Origin of the sequence: Streptococcus sp. 544, assembly GCF_013277385.1 — a bacterium.
GTDB lineage: Bacteria > Bacillota > Bacilli > Lactobacillales > Streptococcaceae > Streptococcus > Streptococcus mitis_BA.
Map to the genome: position 1 here is coordinate 1 of NZ_VMMU01000005.1, position 21,674 is coordinate 21,674.

The window sequence follows — 21,674 nt, forward strand, 5'->3', positions numbered from 1 at the left end:
TGAAACGATTTTCAATACTTTCTCCCTGATGGGTCAAGAGTTTCTTTTTATCGTAATCCATAGCTAGTATAAAGTCATTTACTGCTTTATTTGTCATCTTCTACCTCCTAATAAGTTCCTGGATTGAGTTGCATAAACTCAGACTTGTTCAGCGAAATCAGCCGTGGTTGGACTAAGTGATCCAAAATTTCCTCGTATAATTCTTCTGAGACATTGCGTCGCCGTCTGGCTAGATAAGAAGTCGGAATGACCGTATTATCCAACATAAATACCTTATCTAAGTCAATCAAGGTTGGTCTTGTAAAAGGATTACGAGCTAAATCCGGCTCTTCTATCATAAAGTTCTTGACCAAACGTCTGGTCAAGAGAGCTGGTTTGAAGGTCTGATTTTTAACTAACTCTTTGTTTTTAGTCATGCTGTTGTCAATACAAATATACATATGATTCTTCACAGCCAAATCGCTACTAATAGTCGGAAAAGGCAAATAAAGAGCCACAACATCTCCTCTCTTAATCAAGTAAGAGCACCCCCTTTTCTCCTAATGTAACATAGACAGGATTGACCAAGTCTTCTGATTGGCTCAGAATTTCCAAAGTTTGAGTTTGGCGCCCTGTCAATTTAGTAGCATCTTGTCTCTTCAATACAAAATGCTTGTCGCCAATTACCTTGACACTATAATCCTTCTCCAAAGCTGACTGGTAAATCCACATCAGATATTGTCTGTCCTGAGAACTCAAGAGAGAAGAATTTTCAAGTCTCCCGACAGCCTTATAAAAATCAAAAACAGGAGCTAACTCCTGCCAATCTGACTGGCTAGTTGTCAAGGCTAGAAAAAGGGCTTTGCGAGCTGATACTTCTTGGTTATCCTTGAGAGTCCCTTTTCCCTCCAAGTTTTTTAGAAAGTGGGAAACTCCAGAAAGCAAATCTTTCTCTAACTGCGAGAAATAAAAACCTTGCCCTCCCAGACACAAGTCTTTCAAGTCGCTTTCTCTAGCAAATAAGAACTCAAACATTTGATAATAAAAGAAAAATACCTGGCACTGGGTCGCACTCATCTTTTCCTTATCGGCTTCTTTTTTTAACCAGAGCAAGGGCGACAGGTAACTAGATTGAGACATTTCCTCCACCTCCTATTCTTTTTGCCCTGGAGCTTCTGCACTAGCTGCCACTTCTTTTGACTGGATACTTTCCCACTGGTTAATCTCCTCTGAGATAAGACCTTCGCATGTCTTGACAAATAGGGCAAAAGCCTTGGTTTTTCCTGCATATTTCTCTGTTTGACATTGATAGAGGAATTTTTCTCTCTCCAGGAGTTGTGCAGTCTTTTGGTAAGAAATCCAGTGTTCCTTGGCATTATACAAATTGAGAATCCCTTCACACAGCAAGCCTAAACTGGACAAGGCAACCGAAATCAAACGGTAGCGATCACCTGGCATAGGAATAGCACAAAAAACAGCTATGAGAAAACCTGCCACGATTTCTGTTATTTTTAATACCTTATAGCGTCTACGATGTTGAACGCTTTTCTTTAAAAAATGAGCTATCTGTACATCCAATCGATCTGTCAGGTACATTTCTTCTGGCGTCATGTTCGTAACCCCTTTCATTTACTTTGATAGTCATAGTATAACATATTTGAATATCAAAGTATAGTAAAAAGCTATATCTTATTATAAAATCCAAATATGAAATGTTTGTGAAATGAGAGAAACATAGCACAAAGAGGATAGACAAAAAGTCTCAAAATGATAAAAGCGCATAATATCATGCCTAAGAAAGCTTGATATTATGCGTTTTATCAAAGAAAGATTTTCTGAATGTTCTCCTCAAATAGAGTTTTTTCTAAAATTCTTTCAATCAGTATTCTAGCTAGTTTCCGACTAGTCTAAGCTTGACTTATCTTAACTGAGCAAGAATAGCTTTGAGTTTCTCAATCAACTCATCTTCTGTGTGGTCAGACTCTTTCTCATTGGCTAGGAAAGCAACCGCTTGAGCGAGAGCTTCTCGTGCTTGGTCGAGAACTTTCGCATCTACACTTGTAAGGTCGCTTTCTTGCAGAACCTTAGTTAATTCCTTGGTCAGCTTCTTGAGTTCTGACTCTTTCTTACGACGCGCGATGAGGAAGAGAAGGAGACCAAGAAGGGCGAGCAGGCTACCAATCATCGTACCATATGGAAGATGACCTTGCTCTTTCCTTGTTTCTTTCGTTTCCTCTTCATCCTTAGTCGCTTGCTTGCCTCTCAAGGATTCGAGTGCTTCTTTGACCTTAGCAGTCATCTCTCTCAAACCTGCTTCTGTCAAGTCAGTATTTCTAAGGGCTTCTTGACCCTCTCCGAGAATGACCTTAGCAGCGTCGATGACAGATTGATCAATACCATCCAAGTCTTTCAAACGAGTTTCCAAGTCTTGAATCAAATCTCTTAAGACTGATTTATCAACCTGTTTCTCTTGACTCGATTGAGCGCCCCCAGCGAAAGCTACACTTCTACGGCTACGGACTACTGGTTTCGCAGAACTTTCAGATAGACCTTGTGGAGACTCTGGTGCTGTCGCATTTCCTGTTCCCCTCTGTTGAGCAGATGGATCAGTAGCTTGACCCGTCGAATCTCCCGAATGAGCTGGAGCGCTTGGAGTAGTAGGCTGATTTTGGTTATTTGTATCGCCTTGACTACCATGATCAGATGGAGCTGGTCTGTCTCCTTGGCTAGCCGCATCCCCTCTACTATCTGAACCAGCTTGGTTGGTAGCGTTACCTGGAGTGGATGAGTTTCCTTGGTTGATACGATCAGCAAGATCTTTAAGGATTTTATCTAGGGCGCTTAAGCCATCTTGCTTAGCGGTATCAACACCACCTTGGTCTTGTGCTTGGTCAANNAGCCAACTCGCGTCCGACTTGACCATCTTTCAAGCCGTTAATCGCAGTAACACCGTTATTCTTAGCGGTATCAACACCACCTTGGTCTTGTGCTTGGTCAATTTGACGGGTCGCTTCGTCCGCTTTAGACTTGATGGCTGCTTTCGCTGCCTTCTTCTCTGTCTCTGACAAGTTGTTGTTGCGGTCTACAGCTTGGTCTGCGTCGTTCTTCGCTTGCGTAACCGCATTCTTAGCCAACTCGCGTCCGACTGGATTCACGCCGTTGATATTTTCCAACCCCTGTCTCAAGGCATCCTCCACCTTAATAAGGCTGTCGGCATTGTCAATCTCTCTTGTAGCATTCCGTGCATAAATATCAACTTTACTAGTGGCACTATTTTGCTCCACTTGGGATAATTTTTTATTCTTGCTAATAGCGTCGTTTTTTGCTCGTCTCGCTTGCTCTATGTCATCCTTGGCATCATCTTTTGTCTCATTATATGTTCTACTATGCCACTGATTGACAAGGAAAGTCCAGTTCCCAGAGTTTCCTCTCAAACCTACAGCATAGTCAAGTTTTTTGATATCGTTATTCCCTCTAGTCTCGAAAGTTATTTTGTAACTATTGTCACTATTTCCCAGCGAGAAATAATATAAATCCGAACCACTATTATTTATTTTGTGAAATTTTTCGTTTGATTGGTTTTGCATTTCTTGAGGTTCACCTTGTCTCTGATATGGTTGGATGTTTCCCACACCATGACGAGCTAAATCATCAAAGTTTGCTACTGGTAGGTTTTTCGGACTACGTCGTCTATCGATACCGGTATTAAGAACTGTTCCTTTAGTCTGATTACTAAATCCTGTTGCAGAGTGTTTTAGAAGGGAAAGTAAATCCCCAGCATTAGAAGATACAGCAGTAGTGCCACCACCTTTGCGAGTAATACTAATACTATCTGAACCTTGCTTATATTCTTGCCCCGAAGGGATCGTAAGCCAAACACCTGTTCCAGGTATTTGTCTATGTCCATTATTTATCTGTAGCTCCCAACGGAAACCATCCTGTGTAGGAGTTACTTTTGCCAGAATATAAGTTTTTGCTTCAGAGACCTTCTTGGTCGAATTGTCGTACCATATTTTATTAGAGTAAAAAACATAGGTGTATCTATCGTAGGTCTTATCTCCCGACTTACCATTTTCAATGTAACTTTCCTGCCGATCTAATGGACTTGTCGCTCTTGCAGACCTTCCACTATAGTTAGCACTACGAAAGTCAGAGTAGCCACCATCACGTGGTTGAGGAGTTACTCCTTCAGCTGTAGTTTCTTCTCCATATTTTTCTTCCAGCACTCCTTCGATGAGGTCTCGGGATTTTTTCAGGTCGACTAGGGCAGCGGCAAAATCTTCTTGGCTGATGGTATCACCCTTAGAAAATGCTTCGTTAAACTTATCAGCTGCTGCTTTTGCTGCTTGGATTTTATCTTCCGACGCTTGATTTTCTTTAAGTCGTTTGACAATAGACTCTAATTCATCTTTTAGTCCATAGACGCCGTTTTCACCTTCTGTCGTATTGGTGTAGGTTGGAAGTTCTTGTCGACTAGGCTTTTCACTAGATTCAGTTTTTTCTGAGTTACCTACAGTTTCTGGGCTCACCTGATCCACAGCTGGTGTGGCTTGGCTCAAACCACCTCTTTTACTACGCTTTCCACCAGTTGCTTGCTCAGTTACAGTTCCGTTTGGTTCGACAAGCTTATTATTTGTCGAACCTGCTTCACCCAAGTCTGTCAATTTTGGTAGCGATGGCTCCAAGGCTTGATTGACACGGCGCGTAAGTTCTTCCATAGCTCTTACTTGCTCATCAACCTGTGCTTGCGTCGCTTTTGGATCGTCCAAAACTGCCTTAGCTGCTGCTAGACCTGCTTCCACTTCATCGTGGAGCGCTTTCATGGAGTCTAGCGTTAGATTTGCCAACAAAGTTTGCAGGGTGCCTTGGAGTGATTTAGCTTCTGTCGTTTTAGTGGCAGATGTAGGCTGATCTTGCTCTTTTACTGCTCCTCCTTGAGAAGTTTCTTGAGCAGCTGGTTTCGTCTCTGGTTTGGTAGGAGCAAGGCCAGCTGTTTCCTGCCCCTTACTAGCGTCCTCGATTTTAGTCTCTGGAGAGTTTGACTCCCCTGTAGACTTGAGCTCAACTGGCTGTTCAACTACTTCCGTTTTCTCAGGACTTTCCCCATCTGACTCCTGTGGTTCCCCATCTGAATTTCCAGCAGATCCAGCAACTACATCACTGGCTGTTGCCGAAGATACTGCAGGTGCCTGCGCTTGCACCCCATTTGCGAAAAACATCAGAGCCGCAACCGCAACACTAGCAGCTCCAAAATGGTATTTACGAATGGAATAACGGAAAATTTTCTCTCCATTACCATCATTCTTTTTCTTGAACATAAGTGAATCCTTTCCTCGCCTGAGGCTTTCTCCGAGCTTAGAAAGCGCACAAAAAGCCGATAGACGATAATATATCAACTATATAGTAACATTTCTGACATACAAATCAACCCTCTCGCTGATAAGATGGAATCAGGAAATACAAGAAAAAAGCGACATTATATATATATATATATATATGCACAGACATATAAAACCTTTTGATACAGCCTATTTTTTAACAAATAGACGAGAGTTATACTATATTTATATATGTACAACATCCTCTGCGCCAATATTACAATATTGTTACATTTTGATTACAAAAACATTTCAAAATATATGATAGAAGCCTGAGTATTTTATAGTAATTTCCTTCCTATCAATTAGATCAACCAGTTGAGTGTCACACCCTATCCTCAGTCAAGGACTATTGCCAGCATTTCCTAGCCAATAGGGCGCTCCAAATCACCTATTCTAAGTCCATCACTAGCTTGGTCAGTAAGATACAGACTGCAAGGTGACGCTGACGTGGTTTGAAGAGATTTTCATTGAGTATAATTTTAACTTCTTACTTTTCATTCCTATTCCTTAAATAAAAAGCTCACTAAAAAAGTGAGCAACATTTCCAATGAGATACTTCTGTTGACGAGCGCGTCTCTCCGCCCCCTCATTGCCTTGCGAAGAGGCTTAGCGAATCGAAAGGAGGTGTTTTTTCCTGTTTTCAATTCTACTTATTTTTGCACATTTTTTTAATTTTATCAAGCAAAAAAACGCAAGCCGAAGCCTGCGAAAAGTTTTTTTATAACCATTTAATTTCTTTCACATCTGTTTTACGAACTTTAGCATATTTCTTAGCGCTTGTAAAATGTAGAGTAACCGGTTTAAACATTCCACTTTTATCTCTTCGTAAACCTAAAATTGCGGATCTTTTGTTTCTATCTTCAAAAAATATGACATCCAACTTCATAGTGTTTTTAGATAAATCTTTGGCTAGGATACAACAACTTGTTATCCTAGAATAGAAGATATCACCGATAAAACTATACAAAGATATCCTTTCTATAACATCGTTGTACATGGGATTATTTTTATATTCTTCCAAAATAAAAACACCAGCTTGAATAGCAGGTATTGTTTGACTAGCATAATCTCGTGTGATTTTGTGCAAGCCAAATAAGTGATGTAAATCAGTCAAGCAAAAATCTACTTCGAAAGTCTCTAAATGCTTATAATTCGTTGATACTTGACATGTTTTTCCATCGAATTTCTCTTGATAATCTAAAATACAATCAAGTAATTTCAACGACAAACTCCATATTTTCTCAAAATAAAAAAAGCACGGGGCAGTTCTCACTACTGCCCAAAGTGGATGATTAGAGTCGGCTTCTCTAACTCCCTATGTTGTGCTTATTAGGCTTATCGCAAGGGAACAGTTTTTAGCTCTGCCAAGCCACATAGCGTGCTTACTACTATGTGTCCATGTCTCCATGGATTGCCGAGCGGTTTAACGACGTTTTGGGAGTCGGGATAACGAGAAAAGTGATACTTTTACGTTTTTTCCAACTTAATTATGACATCTTTCTTTAAAAAAGTCAATATTTATCGCTTTCTTTAACGAAAAAAATCCCACAAGAACGAATCCTGTGGGGAGATACACATTTTAGAAAAGCTTTCCTTTATTCTACTATTTTTCTTGTATTTTATCATTCAGTATGATAAAATACAAGCTTTTTGATAAAATAACCAAAAACTACTCGCTATCCCCTCTCACATCACCCTACATATCGTTTGATATGCGACTGATAGTTCAGGGAAACTTCAAGGACAACTTTTCTCTCATCCACTATGCAGGACTTACGATTACATTTCTACTCCTATAGGCTCAATTTGACACTTTTCTTCTTCGAATTGCTCATATGCCTCCTGAATAGTGAGTTCGATTTATCCAAATTTATTTTTGTCTATTTTGATGAACACTTCCACGAAGATAGTCTGAAAATGAATTTGCACCAATTTTCCTTCTCTTTTTAAGCATATTATTCCAGATATGATTGCCCTCTTGTTCAGTAATAAATTGCGCTTTAAACGCTTCAATCGGTTTACATTGTCAAATTTAGATTTTATTTGAGCATAGCTTTCTAGTTTGCTTTTTGATTTTTATTTAATATAGTAGCAAAAATTGAAGGAAATATCTCCACAAGAAAACGCATACTATTAAGCTTTTTCAAGACCTAATAATATGCGCTGTTCTGATTTGAAAGACATTCCATTATTATTTTACTGTTATCAAGCCTTCAGGCTCGACTGTAAATTCTGGTTTTTCTGCTATCGTACCATCTTCTTTAAGGTAATACCAGCCATCATTTGATTTGACAAAGGCATTAGAAACCATGTCCCCATTTTGACTATCAAGATAGTACCAAGTCTCCTTGTATTTGATCCAGCCTGTTTTCATAGCACCTTCTCCATCGAAATAGTACCACTTCTCAGCGATTTTCTTCCAGCCTGTAGCCATTTCGCCTGACTGGTCAAACCAGTACCAGTTGCCGTCTGTGTGCTTCTTCCAGCGGTCTGCAAGCATATATCCTGAACCGTCAAAGTAATACCAGGTACCATTAACTTTCTCAAACTTATCTTTTGGATAAGAACCATCTGAGTGTACATACCAGGTGCCAGCATCGTTCTGTTGCCATCCTGCTTCAATCGTCAAGCCGTTTTCAATATCCTGCTTGAATTGCTCACGGTTAATACCCCATTTGGCAAGATAAGGATAGGGGTCAATGTGATCTGAGTTGTTGTCAGGTTGGTTATTGGTGCAATATTCGTGTGTCTTGATACCTGCTAAATCAGCAGTATCAAGCGTTTTAGGTATCCCAGCCTCGTCTGCTAGATTGCGCAAAAGTTCGATATAGAGACGATAGTCAATCAGAAACTCTTCTTTCGATTCATGGCTTTCAATCAGTTCAACTTGTGCATAACCTTCTGCATTCCAACCGCCCCCAACGTCCCAGGCACCATTATCAACAGGGCCTACCTGCATAACACGACCATTACCGACTACGTGAGAAAAGAAGCCCAATTCAGGATCTTTTCTGTAATGGTAGTCAGCCTCATTTTGCACCGTTGAGTTGCGGTTGCCTGTGGAATGGGCATGGACTTGCCTATATGGTTGCACGCCGACTTGAGGCAAATCTGTTCTTAATTTACTCACATCAATTTCCATATTCTACTCCTTATCAATTAAAACAACTTATTTTTTACAATCCAGAGCTAGAAACTCCTTTATTTATACCTTACAAAGAAGACAATCCTAGTCACGATTAGGCTTGTAGATAGAACTTTAAAACGCACTATTTTGATACTGTAAATAGGACTGACAGGGTCTGTATTCTATCTACAATAACACCCTAGACTAAAAAGCTTTTCAAAAGTATATTTTTACAGTCTCTATATGTCCTTTTCATAAATACTATACTTTATTATATCATATAAAAGAAGTCAAAAGTCTGTTAAACTGTTTTCAAGACCAAACTAAAGAGGAGAACACAAGTTTTTTCGATTTTCACTAGAGGAAAGAGATTTTATTCAGCAAATCGAGCTATGATGACACTTTTGTTGCCAATATGGTCTTGCCTTCTTTTATCAAGGGGTGACGAAACAGTGAGAAGTACAGTTGAATGGTCATGGCAACCCAGATGAGGGGTTCGCAAAGGATAACTCCCTTATAGCCTGCCCAAGGGATAATCAAGATCACAAAAGCAATTTTCCCGATTAGTTCGATAAAGCTAGAAACCAGAGGAAGGATCTTTTGCCCCAAGCCCTGCAAGCAATTGCGATAAATCAACAAGAGGCTCAAAATGGGATAAAAAGCTGAGCTGATTTGCAGATAGAGACTTCCATTTTCTATCAAGTAACCATCTGTCGAACTAGCCAAGAAGGAAACCAAGGCTGGACTGGCAAAAAAGAGGAAAACACAAACAAAAACTGCCCAGGACATACTCAAACGACTGCCGATTCGAAGGCCTTGAACAATACGGTCAGGTCGCTTAGCTCCTAGATTCTGAGAAGCAAAGGTCGTCATCGAGGCAGAAATAGCGGTCATGGGAAGAAGAGCAAAGGCCATAATGCGTCGCGCCGCTGTTTGAGCACTAATAATCACGGCTCCAAAAGTATTAACAGAAGACTGTAAAATCACACTGCCGATGGACACAATTGAACTCATCAAGCCCATAGCCAAACCTTGCTCCAAAAGATCTGCGTACAAGGACTTATCCCATTTGAAATGCTTGCGCTGAGGCAAAAGTTCTGGCACACTCTTACGGATATAGTAAAAGCAGAGAACCGCTGATAAGCCTTGCGAAATGATGGTAGCAAGGCCCGCAGATTGTACTCCCAGATGCAGTCGCGTAATAAAATAGAGATCCAAAACCACATTAACCAGAGCAGAGAAAATCAGAAAACCAAGCGCAGCTAGACTGTCCCCAATGGACCGCAACAAGCCTGCAAAGAGATTATAAGCAAAGCTGACACCGACACAGGTCACAATCATAGAAATATATTGATAGGACTGGGGAAGAATTTCTGCAGGGGTATCTAGGTATTGCAAGAGAGGATACAAACCAAGAAAGCCCAGTAGCATAACTACAACACTCAAAAGAGCGCCTAAAATCCAGGTGGCTGCTACTGCTTCCTTGATTTTTGTAAAATTCCGAGCTCCATAATAACGGGCAATGACAATTCCCATGCCATTGCCAACACCAAGAGTAAAACCCACAATTAGGTCAAAAATCGCTGTCGTCGCCCCTACCGCTGCCAAGGAGTCTTGGCCAAGGAAACGCCCAACAATCAAGACATCAGCAGTGTTATAGAGCTGTTGAAAAATATTAGACAGCAAGATTGGGAAGGCAAAACTCACAAGCGAGGGAAGAATCGGACCATGAATCAGGTCCACTGTTCGTTTTTTATTCATAAGGCTATTATATCAGCTTTCTAGTGGAGCGACAAGAAACAGCAAACTATGCGTGAGCTGAAAACCAGAAAAAGATAACGAAAAAGCAGCGGATGTTCTCCACTACTTTAACAGCTTATACTCAATGAAAATCAAAAAGCAAACTAGGAAGCTAGCCGTAAGCTGTACTTGAGTACGGTAAGGCGATGCTGACGTGGTTTGAAGAGATTTTCAAAGAGTATTATTCTTCAATTTCGATTTCAAGTTCATCACCTAGGTCAAGTGTGACTTCTTCATTCACAGAATCTGCTTGAACTGCGTCATCTTTTTTAGTTTCAACACCTTCGACAGAAGCCTCTTCTCCATCAATCAAGCCAAATTTAGAACGGACTTGCTTATCAATTTCATCAAAGATTTCTGGGTGCTCTGCTAAGTATTTCTTAGCATTCTCAGAACCTTGCCCAATTTTCTCATCCTTGTAAGAGTACCAAGCTCCTGCTTTTTTGATGATATCCAAATCGCTTGCGATCTTCAAGAGTTCACCAGTCTTAGAAATTCCTTCTCCGTACATAATTTCAACTACGGCTTCCTTAAACGGTGGAGCTACCTTATTTTTTACAACCTTAATCTTAGTTTCTTTACCGACATTGGTTTCTTTTTGGTCACCAGTTCCCTTAATTTGTGTATTACCACGAACATCCAAACGCACTGAAGCATAGAATTTCAAAGCACGTCCACCAGGTGTTGTTTCTGGATTTCCAAACATGACCCCAACTTTTTCACGCAATTGGTTGATAAAAATGGCAATTGTTTTGGTTTTATTGATAGAAGCACCGAGCTTACGCATAGCCTGGCTCATCATACGAGCCTGCAAACCAACGTGGCTATCTCCGATATCTCCATCAATTTCCGCACGAGGTACAAGGGCTGCAACTGAGTCGACCACAACAAGATCTACAGCACCTGAATCAATCAATTTTCCTGCAATCTCAAGACCTTGCTCTCCTGAGTCTGGTTGTGACAAGAGTAATTCATCAATGTTAACACCAAGAGACGCAGCATAAGCTGGATCGAGGGCATGTTCCGCATCGATAAAGGCTGCAATCCCACCTTCTTTTTGCGCTTGTGCAACTGCATGAAGGGCAACCGTTGTCTTACCAGATGACTCTGGCCCATAGATTTCGATGATACGTCCCTTAGGATAACCACCTGAGCCAAGGGCAATGTCAAGTGCCAAGGAACCTGAGCTCATCACTTGCACCTTTTGCTCCGCACGTTCACCCAAACGCATGATTGATCCTTTACCAAAGTCTTTCTCAATCAATTTGAGAGCGTCATTCAAGGCTTTTTCACGTTCTGCCCCAAACTTTTTTGAAATTTCATCTAATTTTTTTGGTTTTTTCGCCATTCTATTCTCCTACATTCTAATGGTCCTTAGACCTATCTACTATTATATCAAAAGTTAGTCACTTAATAAAGCCTTGCGAACTAGGTTAAAGGCATGCATAACCGCAATGTGACGTACATCTGCTCGACTTCTGCCTCCAATATTCACCTTGATGACTTCAGTTCCATGCTCCTGTGCCAAACCTATAAAGACTGTCCCAGCTGGGTGTCCTTCTAGGCTATCTGGTCCTGCCACTCCAGTCAAACTAATTCCAAAATCTGACTGGGTCTTGCTTCGCGCCTGCTCAGCCATCTTCTGAGCTGTAAATTCAGACACCACACCATGTTCTTCCAAATCCTTGGCAGGAATATCCAACATCTTTGATTTTTCCTCCAAGCTATAGGTTACAAAACCACCCTTAAATATACTTGAAGCTCCTGAAAAATCCGCTACAGTAGCTTGGAAAAGCCCTGCCGTCAAACTCTCTGCAGCCGTGATAGTTTTCCCTTGTTTTTTCAGTTCTTCTACCACAATGCTGGCTAAACTAGTTTCTTCCCCATAACCATAGCAAAGTTCTCGTAAAGAAAAGCCTTCGAAAGTCTGGCGATCCAAGATTTGATGTTCCAAAATATCCAGCGCTTGATTCGCCTCTTCTTGACTGCTAGCCTTTGTTGACAGACGCAGAGTGACTTCTCCTGTCTTGGCATAAGGTGCCAAGGTAGGATCTGTTTGATTAGCAATTAAATCAGCCAAAATCGTCACCAGCTGGCTCTCGCCAACCCCAAAGAAACGAAGAACTCGGGAATACAACTTGCTCCCTGTCATCAACTTGGGTAGAAGGTGGTTTAAAACCATAGGTTTTAATTCACTTGGTGGACCTGGAAGGACAACGTAGGTCACTCCATCAACTTCCAATATTCCTCCCACAGCCAGTCCTGTTTCGTTTGGCAGTGGAGTCGCTCCTTCTACAATTTGAGCTTGTCTTTCGTTATTCGGTGTTCGGGCATAGTCTGGTCTCTGGGCAAAAAAGACATCCAACTTCTCCTGAGCCTGAGGATCGAAGACTAATTCTTTCCCTAAAAATTTAGCCAGAGTTTGTTTGGTCAAATCGTCCTCAGTTGGCCCCAAACCGCCTGTCAAAATCACCAGACTGCTACGTTGACTGGCAATTTCGAGCAAAGACAAGAGACGAGCTTCATTGTCTCCTACAGCCGTCTGAAAATATACGTCTACTCCAATCTCAGCTAGTTTTTCCGACAAAAACTGAGCATTGGTGTTGACAATCTGTCCTGTCAAGATCTCTGTTCCAACAGCAATGATTTCTGCTTTCATGTTTCCTCCTACCTATCTATTCGTATTTTTTTGAAAAAATCGCAGGAAATTTCCTACGATTGATTTTTTATTTGTATCAAAAGTTAATTATCTTCATCACCAACAGGTGCTCTGCCAAATAAATCTTCAAATAAGACCGCATTGGTTTCAAGCTGAGTGACTTCTTCTTGTCCCAAAGAACGTCGGAGTAGATTTTGCATTTCCAACATATGGGCTCTCGAAACAATCTGGTAAGAAACACCTTGAAGCATCTCTCCTTCACCCTGCAACTGCTGAGTTTCAATGGTTTTAAATGAATCTTTATAGCCTAGCAAGTTAGGGATACTTTTTGCAGACAAATCAATATTGGTCTGCATATTGTCACTCAAAGCTTTTAGAATCTCTTGATAATGACCAACGCTATTTAAACTGAGAGCTTTTTCCATGACTTTTTGAATAACTTCACGTTGACGTTTTTGACGACCATAATCCCCCTCAGGATCTTGGTAACGCATTCGTGCATAGACTAGGGCTTCTTCTCCCCCAATATGTTGCTCCCCAACACCGATAGAAATGGTATTAAATTCTTCTTGGTCACTGATAGAAATTGGGAAACCTAGGGTATTATTGACTGTAATACCACCTACTGCATCCACTAGTTTTTGTAACCCTTTCATATTGACCATCACATAGCGATCAATATGGATATTCATCATTTTTTGAATTGTTTCTATAGCAAGTTCTGCTCCACCATCTGCATATGCTGAATTCAGTTTCGCTTCATGAGCCTGACCACTCCCTGATTCAATGCGGGTCAGAATATCTCGCTCTAAACTCATCATCGTTGTTTTTTTCGTTTTAGGATTCACTGTCATCAAGATCATGCTATCACTTCTACCGACCCAAGTTTCAGTTCGTTCAGCATTTCCGGTGTCCACTCCCATTAACAGAATAGTTAGAGGTTCAGTCGCTTCAATAACCTTGGTTTCTTCGCCGATTTTTTTATAGGTTTTAGCTAAGGTTTCTGTCCCTTGTTGATAAATAGTATAAGCAAAAATACCTGCTCCTACTACAGTTACAGAAAGTAAAGCTAGCACCATTCCAATAATTTTTTTAACCATATTTCTACTAATCGATCAGTTTACCCATCAAGTAAACATCGATAAATTTCCCTTCTTCTATATATGCCCCACGCTCTTGGCGACCTTCAATGACAAAGCCATGCTTTTGATACAGATGAACTGCAGCTTGATTACGAGTTTGGACAGTCAGTTGGAGACGACGCAGAATGCCACTTGCTTGTGCCCACTCTATCGCTTCTTCTAGCAACAAACTTCCCAAGCCATTATTCCAATATCTTTTCCCAATCACAATGAAGAGATCTCCAATATGACGGACTCTCTTACGCTGGTCAGCTGTAATATTTACAATACCAGCAATTTTATCATTTAAGAATGCAAGTAAGGTTATCTGATTGTCCGAACTAGCTTGCTTGTTGAGGAATATTTCCATCTCCTCACTGGTCAAGAGAATACCATCTCTGTCTAGGCTGGTAAAATCTGTCTCCAAACTTACACGATTTAAAAAAGCCACTAATTCAGCTGCATCTTTGGGCTCTGCTTCCCTAATGAGCAATTCATACTCCATGTCGAAGCTCCTCTAAGAGTTTCTCAGCACGCAAACCCTTTGCCTGAAAATTTAAACGACGTCCATCTGCTTCTTTTAGAATTTCCAATTCTAAATAAGTATCTGGCAAGGCATCTCCTAAGAGATTTCCCCACTCAATAACAGTCACGCCTCCACCAAAGAGAAATTCATCCAAATCAATAGAATCCGCATCTCCTCCAATACGATAAACATCTAAATGGTAAAGCGGAAGACGCCCCTCATACTCTCTTACGATAGTATAGGTGGGACTTTTAATCATTTGAGAAATCTGTAATCCTTTTGCAAGTCCTTTAGTAAAGGTCGTTTTACCTGCACCCAGTTCTCCAGTTAAGATTAAAACATCATTCTTTTCTAATAAATGACCCAAACGCTCCCCTAAGGCTTGCAGTTCTTCTTCATTTTTTGTGTACATATTCTTATTATACCAAAAACTTTTCTTTTGTGTCTATTTTCCTGCTAAACTTATACTCAATGAAAATCAAAGAGCAAACTAGGAAGCTAGCCGCAGGCTGTACTTGAGTACGGCAAGGCGACGCTGACGTAGTTTGAAGAGATTTTCGAAGAGTATTACCATCATAACATCCATAAAAACAAGCCTTCTCTAAAAGAAAATGAGCGTAGCAATGACCAATACAAGATCTCGGAAAATATGACCATAAAAGGAAACTTCCTTCTTAACAGAATTTGGGACAAGATAGGCTGCAAAAAACAAACCCAGTCCAATATAAATCAGAAGAGAGACAATGGTCATTGGATTTCTTAAGAAGAGAAGTGTTGCTAAAATAGTCACCAACACTGTCTTTTTTCTGTCTAGCATAGCAAGCAAATCGCGCATGTATTTTTTCAAGGGTAAAAAAATCAGCAAATCTAGTCCAAATAGGAAAAAGAAGGATGGCAATAAAAAGTCAACTAATTCTTGCTGCAGAGTATTTTTGATGAACAAGTTATCTGACAGGACAAGAACAGCTCCTAACAAATTAATTAAGAGCAGGATACTGTAAAAAAGCTTCACTGACCGCTTACTGGCTAGGACACTGTGGACTTCTTGCTTACGGGTATAAAGATAATTTACTCCAGCACAGATTCCTGAAACGAAAACCATACTTCCGATGAAAAAAGCTGTACTTTGTTTAAAGGACAAGATGCATTCCTTCCATAGGAAACAGCTACTCAAACTGATTTGAATTAAAGCTAACAAAAATAAGATTCTCATTGATTTCATCTTTTCTCTCCCTTCCTACCAATCATTATACTAGGAGAAAAGAGAGAACTGCTTCTAATCTTCTCAAATGTCTTTTTAAGACGCTAAACAAACATGAGAGACTAATACTCAATGAAAATCAAAGAGCAATCTAGGAAGCTAGCCGCAGGTTGCTCAAAACACTGTTTTGTGATTGCAGATAGAGCTGACGTGGTTTGAAGAGATTTTGGAAGAATATAAACTTGAAATAAGGCTGATAGTATTCATTTCACTATCAGCCTTACAGGTTATTTAACGTTTCAGAAAAACTATAATGTCAAGATTAACTAAACAGTATCTAATTCCTTCAAATAATTTTCTATCTTCATCAACATTAAAGGATTGTTATAAATCTTACATAACTCTCTTGCTTCTATATAATAATTTTTGACTTGTTCTTTGTCTAGAAATTTAGCTCCAGCATTTCCTACAAGAATAAGTAGAGGAGCCAGTTGGTAGCTTGTCTGTCTTTGTTTACAGAGTTCAATCGTCTCAAGAGCTTCTTGGATGGCTTCGTTATATTTTTCCTTTGATACTAGGTAGTGAGCGTAGTTGTAACGAACTCTGATGTAGCCAAATAAAAACTCTTGATGCTCAAAATTTTTTGTCTGATATAACTCCATTAAATGAAAGTAGTTTACCTCATATTCTTGTTCACAAATTCCTTCTGCAAGAGTTTGTTGGGAGAGTCTCAACTCTTTTCTTTTCAATCTGAATTTTTCAGCTAATGTAGTCATAAAAACAAAAAACCTTCCTAATTTATATTTGTCAATTATATATCATTTAGTTAAAGACGGCAAATATTTGCTCGATAAAATTACAAATAGAAATAATAAAAAAAGTTCAAAATATAATAAAAATACTTGACTGAATAATATACATATGTTAAAATAAAAACAAGGAAACAGAAAGGGGTTTCACGAATAAAGAAAAATCGTGGAATTCAAAAATTAGCTATATTAGTATTACTAGGTGTTTTTACGTTTAGTAACACAATTCCTTACCAACAGTTTGTTCAGAAGAATAAACGATTGGAGATTCGAGTGCAATTACAAAAGAATTCCAATGGTCTTGATGTTGGGAAGGCAGATTGATTTCGTATTACTTTAAAATTCAACTATTTAGAGAAAGGTATTCTTATGAGAGCTTGTAACAATACCAGATAGATATAAGAATGGAGATGTTTGATAAAATGCTTTCATAGCTAACCAACTGTTGAAAATTATGAGTTACAAAATCTAAAGTATTTAAGATTGGTTTATAAAATTAGGTCTCTGCCTGTAGAAAGGAACGTGCAGTTAGAAAGGAGGAAAAAATAGGATACTATAATTCAGACTGAGATTTCTAATTAAAATATGTAGTTGCATTTCGCTCATTTTCATAATATTTCATTCAGAGGAGTAATAATATGTTAAAATTTAGAAAAGTAGTTGCATCATCCCTTGCCGTTTTGGCATGTAGTTTGGCTCTTCCTGTTTTGGCAGTTTCTCTCCATGGTGGCGAGTGGACCTATGGAGGCTATCATGATCCAAATAATTGGGGAGCATTTTCGAATTATTATCATGGTTCAGAGGATCACTGGGCCTATGTTGGAAGTAATGGACGTGACAATCAAAAAACAGCTTATGCAGGAGCACATAGTGCGGCCTATGCGTTTGTTAATACAAATTTTGGGGAGCAAGTTACATTTGATGCGGGATTGCAAGAATAATTGAAGAAGATTCTTTTATCAATAGTTTAGTAAGCTTGTTAGTTTATAGAGGGCAGGGGTATTTCTGCCCTCTATTTTAGAATAAGGAATGCACTATGAAAAAATTATTTATACTCATATCCAACCTGCTTGCTAGTTTGTTCTTTGTTTGGGTATTTACCATTTGGACTGATACATATGTTTCCCATTATTACCCCAACGTTGTTGTACGTGATTCTTCCCCTGAAACAACTTTTCAGCATGTTGCTACACGCTTGGAAAAACTAGCAGAAGAAACGGATAGCTTTATTGCGATTCAACACCAGGATCCTAACTCAGAAGGTACTCCAGTGTTTTCTTATACGACCTTTGGGAACGGAAAGTTGCCTGATGGGCTACAGGAAAAAAATCTAGAAGATGCTCAAAGTAGTAGTGTTGAAACAAACTATTTTGTATTCGATGGAAACCTAGATATTCACTTGCTAAGGGAGGAGCTAAGTCAACTTGGCTTGACTAACATGCACCTGATAATTCCATCTAAACTATCTACGTTAATGGCTATCTTTAGTAACGGATTTCAGTTAATCGGTTTATTGATTTTCATCTTAACCTTTGGAGCACTGACTTTAATTAGTCAAATTAGCCAATTACGGTCGTCGGGCATTCGCCTCATTTCAGGAGAGAAACGGTGGTCCATTTTCCTTAGACCAGTTGGTGAGGATTTGAAAGGGATAGCTGTTGGTTTCAGTTTAGCTGGCGTGCTCGCCATTCTTATGCAAAAAATTCTGTCGCTTCCAACGCAATCCCTAATGACCATAGGAGAAGGCTTGCTCAGTTATAATCTCATCTTGTTGTTGATCTCCCTGTTTTTCGCTCAACTCTTCGCAGTTGGGATAAAAAAGATACACCTGATGCAGATTATAAAAGGGCAAGTGCCTGTCAGAGGAATCATTAGTTTGATTTTAATCGGTCAACTATTAGCGATTATTATTGTAACGCTGGGAATAGGGAGTAGCTTAAAGTATTCCCAAGCCTGGCAACAGCATCGGATTGGACAAGAGGCTTGGAGCCAGGAAAGGCAACTGATTACCCTATCATTCAGCCGTGAAGGAACGAGTCCTGGTTTTGATGAACAAGCTCAAAGGAAACTCAGAACTTGGTATCAATTGATGGATCTGGCTGTTTCAGAAAAAAAGGCTTTCTTATCTAGACACCAGTTAATTGACCGTACTTTGCAAAATGGCATGGCTTCCTCCAAAAACTTTATAACCTCTACAGAATGGCACGATTACAACCCGAATGGCAATGTCCTTATCGTCACACCGCAATACTTGGAGCGTCAAAACATTCCTGTAGATACAACTATTGAGCAAAAGATGAATCACCTTGATGTAGGGGAGTTTGTCTTATTGCTGCCTGAACACCTCCGTTCAGAGGAAGAACATTATAAATCTGTTTTTGAAGACGACTTAACCAGTCGCATGTCTAGTAAAGATGAACGACAGCAAATGACTGCTACGGTAGGTTATTTGGAATCAGGTCAGGATCGTTTTGTGTATAATACGACCCCTATTTCTTACCAGCAGTTTTTGAAAGATCCAATCATCATTGTTATAACACCCCAATCAACTGGTCCACAGTCCATTTTCTTTTGGGTAGACGCAGTACAGAATTACGTTCTCTTTAATCAATTGTCTGATGCCCAGGAGCTTATCCAGAGACAAGGCATTGAAAATTGGGTCTCAGAAATGCAAACAGGTTACCACAACTACATCACATTATCGGATAATATCCAGAGGGAACGTTGGGTAATGCTAGCAGGAGCTGTGCTTGGGATTACAACTTCAATCTTGTTGTTTAACACTATGAATAGGCTCTACTTTGAAGAATTTAGACGTGCCATTTTTATCAAACGCATTGCAGGTCTCAGGTTCTTAGAAATCCATCGCACTTATCTCTTTGCTCAACTGGGTGTGTTTTTACTGGGATTTGTTGCGAGTGTATTTCTTATGGTAGAGATAGTAGTTGCTTTCTTAGTCTCGTTACTCTTTACTGGTCTATCTCTTTTACAGTTACATGTCCAAATGCAGAAAGAAAACAAGATGTCCATGCTTGTTTTGAAGGGAGGTTAATATGATTGAACTTAAACAGGTGAGTAAATCTTTTGGAGAACGAGAGTTATTTTCGAATCTTTCAATGACATTTGAGGCTGGAAAAGTCTATGCCTTAATTGGTTCAAGTGGTAGCGGAAAAACAACCTTGATGAACATGATTGGAAAATTAGAATCTTATGATGGGACGATTTTTTACCGAGGTAAAGACTTGGCCAATTATAAATCGAGTGATTTTTTCCGTCACGAATTGGGCTACCTCTTCCAGAACTTTGGCTTAATTGAAAACCAAAGTATTGAAGAAAACCTTAAGCTAGGTCTCATTGGTCAAAAGTTGAGTCGGTCGGAACAGCGGTTGAGGCAGAAGCAGGCTTTAGAACAGGTCGGCCTGGCTTATCTTGACCTAGATAAGCGCATCTTTGAGTTATCGGGCGGAGAATCGCAACGGGTTGCCTTGGCAAAAATTATCTTAAAGAATCCACCCTTTATTCTGGCAGATGAGCCAACAGCTTCAATAGACCCAGCAACCTCTCAGTTGATTATGGAGATTTTGCTATCTCTTCGAGATGATAATAGGCTAATCATTATCGCAACACATAATCCGGCAATTTGGGAGATGGCTGATGAAGTGTTCACGATGGATCGTCTGAAATAAAAATCCTTGTTTTTAATTGCACGATGAGTTACTAAAATATTATCATGAATCAATAATTGGAGTTAATTTAGAATTGTATTTTATTGATATTGAGGTAACTTTTTCTTGATAAAGGAAGAAATAGTGGAGAGGAAGTTAGAATGAAAAAATTCGACAATTATATTATTGAGAAGCCTTGCGATTCTAATTCAGATAAACTGCAAAAAATCTTAATAATTGAAAGTTTGGTAGATGATATTTTGCAATTTTCTCTCAGAATCAATAATAGTGTAGGAGAGATTTTCCTCCTACAACCGTTTCAAAAGAAAACTATCTTTATTCCATGTTATTTTGAGGAAGATATTGTGAAAGTCAAAGATGATGATAAAGTTGAGTGGGATTTGTTAGAATTTCAAAAATTTAGAGCATTTTTGACTTAGTTATCTGTGTTGAAGGCTCAAAACCTATGGTAAAAAGTAGCTTTGAAAACGTATTACATCCAAAGATTTAGTTAAATAATGATTTAACACAAAAAGAAATTATTGAAGTTCTGGAAAGATGTTGTTTCAGTATTGAGAAAAGGTGGGAAAAACTTGCAATTTTCACAGAGAAAGGAAGAAAAAGTATAGAAATATAGTCAATTGAAACAAGAACAGGACAAAAGAACCTTTTGTGCCATATTTTTCTCCTTTCGCTTTACAATTGGCTTGAACACCTTTATTGTATCGCGTTTGGAGTTTTTTGGTATAACCTTCAACGCGCACCCGCATAGCGGGTGGTTTTTTTGTCTCGAACCTAATGGAGCGAGACGAACTAATAGTCACATAATCAAAAAAACGCATCATATCAAAGACTAAAAAGTTTGATATTATGCGTCATGTCTTAAACTAATTGACTATACTTTATATTCAAATGAGCTTTTAACCAATCTCTTTGATCAATCAACTCTTAAAACCAAAGTGCAATTTCTCGCTTAGCTGACTCTTCTGAATCTGAACCATGTACAACATTTTGGATAACCTCATTTTCTCCAGAAGCTTTTGCAAAATCACCTCGAATAGTTCCTGGTAAAGCTTCTTCTGGACGAGTTGCCCCCATCATAGTCCGCCAAGTTTCGATTACTTTGGGACCAGAAATGACACCCACAAGAACTGGGCCTGAAGTCATGAATTCACGAATCGGTGGGTAAAAACTTTGGCCAACCAAGTCCTGATAGTGCTGGTCAATTAACTCTTCTGAAACCTTTGTACGCAACTCCAATTTTTCGATTGTAAACCCACGTTGTTCAATGCGTTTCAACACTTCACCCACTAGCCCTCTTTTTACACCATCTGGTTTAATGATAAAAAATGTTTGTTCCATACCCGTCTCCTTTGTCAGCTTCTTTCTTTTATACTCTTCGAAAA

At 39.4% G+C, this 21,674-nt stretch carries 19 protein-coding genes and 1 pseudogene; 5 read left to right on the forward strand and 15 right to left on the reverse strand.

Going from position 1 to position 21,674, the window contains the following annotated elements:
* Positions 1–107: 107 nt before the first annotated feature.
* The 14 genes and pseudogenes from HT728_RS02345 to HT728_RS02420 form a co-directional block, all read right to left on the reverse strand.
* Positions 108–518 (reverse strand): hypothetical protein, encoded by a 411-nt coding sequence (locus HT728_RS02345; protein ID WP_000595757.1) that lies wholly within the window; start codon positions 516–518, stop codon positions 108–110.
* Positions 511–1,119, reverse strand: a complete 609-nt coding sequence (locus HT728_RS02350; protein WP_173233559.1) for a hypothetical protein — start codon at positions 1,117–1,119, stop codon at positions 511–513. Before HT728_RS02350 ends, HT728_RS02345 begins: the two co-directional genes overlap by 8 nt.
* Before the next feature lie 12 nt (positions 1,120–1,131).
* Positions 1,132–1,590, reverse strand: a complete 459-nt coding sequence (locus HT728_RS02355) for a DUF4231 domain-containing protein (protein ID WP_057488305.1) — start codon at positions 1,588–1,590, stop codon at positions 1,132–1,134.
* Between the two features lie 1,280 nt (positions 1,591–2,870).
* Positions 2,871–5,297, reverse strand: coding sequence for a DUF1542 domain-containing protein (locus HT728_RS02365; protein WP_240156593.1), 2,427 nt, complete (start codon positions 5,295–5,297; stop codon positions 2,871–2,873).
* Between the two features lie 781 nt (positions 5,298–6,078).
* Positions 6,079–6,633 (reverse strand): PBECR4 domain-containing protein, encoded by a 555-nt coding sequence (locus tag HT728_RS02375; RefSeq protein WP_314514302.1) that lies wholly within the window; start codon positions 6,631–6,633, stop codon positions 6,079–6,081.
* A 918-nt stretch (positions 6,634–7,551) separates the two neighbouring features.
* Entirely contained in the window at positions 7,552–8,502 is a 951-nt protein-coding gene (locus HT728_RS02380) for an N-acetylmuramoyl-L-alanine amidase family protein (RefSeq protein ID WP_173233563.1), read from the reverse strand.
* 375 nt (positions 8,503–8,877) lie between these two features.
* Entirely contained in the window at positions 8,878–10,248 is a 1,371-nt protein-coding gene (locus tag HT728_RS02385) for an MATE family efflux transporter (RefSeq protein WP_173233565.1), read from the reverse strand.
* A gap of 220 nt (positions 10,249–10,468) precedes the next feature.
* A complete protein-coding gene (gene recA, locus HT728_RS02390; protein WP_173233566.1) occupies positions 10,469–11,635 on the reverse strand; it encodes a recombinase RecA in 1,167 nt (388 codons plus the stop codon).
* Between the two features lie 54 nt (positions 11,636–11,689).
* A complete protein-coding gene (locus HT728_RS02395; RefSeq protein WP_173233568.1) occupies positions 11,690–12,946 on the reverse strand; it encodes a competence/damage-inducible protein A in 1,257 nt (418 codons plus the stop codon).
* 83 nt (positions 12,947–13,029) lie between these two features.
* Positions 13,030–14,046, reverse strand: a complete 1,017-nt coding sequence (locus HT728_RS02400; protein ID WP_173233570.1) for an LCP family protein — start codon at positions 14,044–14,046, stop codon at positions 13,030–13,032.
* 7 nt (positions 14,047–14,053) lie between these two features.
* A complete protein-coding gene (locus tag HT728_RS02405; protein ID WP_101781719.1) occupies positions 14,054–14,572 on the reverse strand; it encodes a GNAT family N-acetyltransferase in 519 nt (172 codons plus the stop codon).
* Positions 14,562–15,005, reverse strand: a complete 444-nt coding sequence (gene tsaE / locus HT728_RS02410) for a tRNA (adenosine(37)-N6)-threonylcarbamoyltransferase complex ATPase subunit type 1 TsaE (RefSeq protein WP_173233572.1) — start codon at positions 15,003–15,005, stop codon at positions 14,562–14,564. The genes HT728_RS02405 and tsaE overlap by 11 nt, the downstream gene beginning before the upstream one ends.
* Before the next feature lie 189 nt (positions 15,006–15,194).
* A complete protein-coding gene (locus HT728_RS02415; protein ID WP_049511713.1) occupies positions 15,195–15,815 on the reverse strand; it encodes a hypothetical protein in 621 nt (206 codons plus the stop codon).
* 305 nt (positions 15,816–16,120) lie between these two features.
* Positions 16,121–16,489: pseudogene (locus HT728_RS02420) on the reverse strand (transcriptional regulator); the annotation flags it as partial.
* A gap of 267 nt (positions 16,490–16,756) precedes the next feature.
* Here HT728_RS02420 and HT728_RS10720 point away from each other — a divergent pair.
* The 5 genes from HT728_RS10720 (at position 16,757) to HT728_RS10760 (ending at position 20,708) form a co-directional block, all read left to right on the forward strand.
* Positions 16,757–16,927: a PhrA family quorum-sensing system peptide gene (locus HT728_RS10720; RefSeq protein WP_267241016.1), complete on the forward strand. Its 171-nt coding sequence runs from the start codon at positions 16,757–16,759 to the stop codon at positions 16,925–16,927.
* Positions 16,928–17,241: 314 nt separating this feature from the next.
* Positions 17,242–17,544: a lactococcin 972 family bacteriocin gene (locus HT728_RS02425; protein ID WP_045611574.1), complete on the forward strand. Its 303-nt coding sequence runs from the start codon at positions 17,242–17,244 to the stop codon at positions 17,542–17,544.
* A 95-nt stretch (positions 17,545–17,639) separates the two neighbouring features.
* On the forward strand, positions 17,640–19,655 hold the full coding sequence (locus HT728_RS02430) for a DUF1430 domain-containing protein (protein WP_173233574.1): 2,016 nt from the start codon (positions 17,640–17,642) through the stop codon (positions 19,653–19,655).
* A gap of 1 nt (position 19,656) precedes the next feature.
* A complete protein-coding gene (locus HT728_RS02435; protein ID WP_000571433.1) occupies positions 19,657–20,289 on the forward strand; it encodes an ABC transporter ATP-binding protein in 633 nt (210 codons plus the stop codon).
* Positions 20,290–20,429: 140 nt separating this feature from the next.
* Positions 20,430–20,708 carry a competence protein ComA gene (locus HT728_RS10760; protein ID WP_173233576.1) on the forward strand — a complete coding sequence of 93 codons (279 nt, stop codon included), beginning with the start codon at positions 20,430–20,432 and terminating at the stop codon, positions 20,706–20,708.
* 508 nt (positions 20,709–21,216) lie between these two features.
* On the opposite strand, the gene ndk is transcribed toward HT728_RS10760, so the two are convergent.
* Positions 21,217–21,630, reverse strand: a complete 414-nt coding sequence (gene ndk / locus HT728_RS02445; protein ID WP_173233578.1) for a nucleoside-diphosphate kinase — start codon at positions 21,628–21,630, stop codon at positions 21,217–21,219.
* Between the last annotated feature and the right edge of the window lie 44 nt (positions 21,631–21,674).

Coding starts and splice junctions, on each gene's coding strand:
- HT728_RS02350 (WP_173233559.1), bottom strand. CDS start 1,119: ATGTCTCAATCTAGTTACCTGTCGCCCTTGCTCTGGTTAAAAAAAGAA.
- HT728_RS02355 (WP_057488305.1), bottom strand. CDS start 1,590: ATGACGCCAGAAGAAATGTACCTGACAGATCGATTGGATGTACAGATA.
- HT728_RS02380 (WP_173233563.1), bottom strand. CDS start 8,502: ATGGAAATTGATGTGAGTAAATTAAGAACAGATTTGCCTCAAGTCGGC.
- HT728_RS02385 (WP_173233565.1), bottom strand. CDS start 10,248: ATGAATAAAAAACGAACAGTGGACCTGATTCATGGTCCGATTCTTCCC.
- recA (WP_173233566.1), bottom strand. CDS start 11,635: ATGGCGAAAAAACCAAAAAAATTAGATGAAATTTCAAAAAAGTTTGGG.
- HT728_RS02395 (WP_173233568.1), bottom strand. CDS start 12,946: ATGAAAGCAGAAATCATTGCTGTTGGAACAGAGATCTTGACAGGACAG.
- HT728_RS02400 (WP_173233570.1), bottom strand. CDS start 14,046: ATGGTTAAAAAAATTATTGGAATGGTGCTAGCTTTACTTTCTGTAACT.
- HT728_RS02405 (WP_101781719.1), bottom strand. CDS start 14,572: ATGGAGTATGAATTGCTCATTAGGGAAGCAGAGCCCAAAGATGCAGCT.
- tsaE (WP_173233572.1), bottom strand. CDS start 15,005: ATGTACACAAAAAATGAAGAAGAACTGCAAGCCTTAGGGGAGCGTTTG.
- HT728_RS02415 (WP_049511713.1), bottom strand. CDS start 15,815: ATGAAATCAATGAGAATCTTATTTTTGTTAGCTTTAATTCAAATCAGT.
- HT728_RS02425 (WP_045611574.1), top strand. CDS start 17,242: ATGTTAAAATTTAGAAAAGTAGTTGCATCATCCCTTGCCGTTTTGGCA.
- HT728_RS02430 (WP_173233574.1), top strand. CDS start 17,640: ATGAAAAAATTATTTATACTCATATCCAACCTGCTTGCTAGTTTGTTC.
- HT728_RS02435 (WP_000571433.1), top strand. CDS start 19,657: ATGATTGAACTTAAACAGGTGAGTAAATCTTTTGGAGAACGAGAGTTA.
- HT728_RS10760 (WP_173233576.1), top strand. CDS start 20,430: ATGAAAAAATTCGACAATTATATTATTGAGAAGCCTTGCGATTCTAAT.
- ndk (WP_173233578.1), bottom strand. CDS start 21,630: ATGGAACAAACATTTTTTATCATTAAACCAGATGGTGTAAAAAGAGGG.